The 1,282-nt window shown below is 62.4% G+C and carries 1 protein-coding gene; it reads left to right on the top strand.

Annotated elements, in window-relative coordinates; translation table 11 throughout:
• Positions 1–462 precede the first annotated feature (462 nt).
• The coding region (locus tag U5A65_RS40615; RefSeq protein ID WP_321949703.1) for a paraquat-inducible protein A at positions 463–1,282 on the top strand (820 nt) is incomplete at its 3' end.

Genomic DNA, 1,282 nt, shown 5'->3' with positions numbered 1-1,282 from the left:
GGCAGCAATCCTCGCAGCACAGCAGGATTCACCGACCCCGCTGAAATGCGTTCGTGGAGGGATGCAGACGGCGGATACTGGCGTACAGGCGAAGTAGCGCGCTGGTCCGTGGTAGCGCCCCCACGCTGACTCGTCAGCTCGTCATGCTGTATTTACCTTGAAGTGGCAATCAAGCAGGAGAGGTCAACGTGTTCCTTGCGACAACCCGACTCACTGGCGAACCATCACGCAACAGGATCTGTCGAGACAGCCCGTCCGACGCCGGGTGCAAATCGTGTCCGCAACCTTGTGCACGCTTCGCACTTGCGGCCGTCCATCACGAACTCAGAGTCCTGCGAGGGACGGTCCTCAAGCAGTGGAACGAGATCGCTGCACTGGAGGCAGAACTCGCATCCATGCGCAAGGGATTGAGCAATGCGACGGACGCGTCTGAAGCCTGACGGGGCGAGCGATCTGAAAACCATGGAAATCCGCAACCTCATCGCCTGTCCCGATTGTGACCTGCTGCTGTCGCGCCCACTTCGGACCGGGAAGACTCGGGGAATGCACTGCCCCCGCTGCGGGGCGAGCATCGCCAGCACAGACATGGCGCGACTCGATCGCGTCCTGGCGCTGGCGCTCGCAGCATTGATTACTTTCTTCATCGCGCAGGCGTATCCAGTCGTCAAGCTCGAGATGGGTGGAATCACATCGGCCACTACCCTGACAGGGACCGTTTGCGCACTCTGGGTTCAAGGCATGTGGCCTCTCGCTGTCCTGGTCGCCTGCCTGACCATCGTGTTTCCGTTTCTCGATCTTGCAGCGGTTCTCTACGTTACCGGACCTGTGCGCCTTGGCGTGGTTCCTCCCGCGTTTTCAGCGGTGCTGCGTGTGCTGCAGTTCGTGCGGCCATGGGTCATGATCGAAGTCCTGTTCCTCGGGGTCGTTGTCACTGCAACGAAGCTTGCCGACCGTGCATACGTCACCCCGGAGACCGCCCTCTTCGCGCTTTGCACGCTGCCGTTCATGCTCGCAGTCGTCATGGCATTCGAGCCGCGTGCCCTCTGGCACATCCGCGAGACACTGGATGCGCGCGAACGCGATAACTTGCCAGAGCCACCCACGACCTTTCCCGCGTTGCCCTCCGTGTCCGCGATGGACCTCGGGCTTGTTGCGTGCAGAACCTGCGACGGTGTTGCCCGCCGGGAGTCCGATGAGTCCAGTCGTGGCGCGCCGTCCGCCCCGCAAGCGCGCGCGGCTGCCCAGCAATGCTCCCGGTGCGGAGCAAGGATGCATCCCAGGA

It is taken from the genome of Paraburkholderia sp. J10-1, from assembly GCF_905220165.1.
GTDB lineage: Bacteria > Pseudomonadota > Gammaproteobacteria > Burkholderiales > Burkholderiaceae > Paraburkholderia.
The sequence above is the reverse complement of the archived record's forward strand: the minus strand, read 5'-3'. Positions and strand labels throughout refer to the sequence as shown.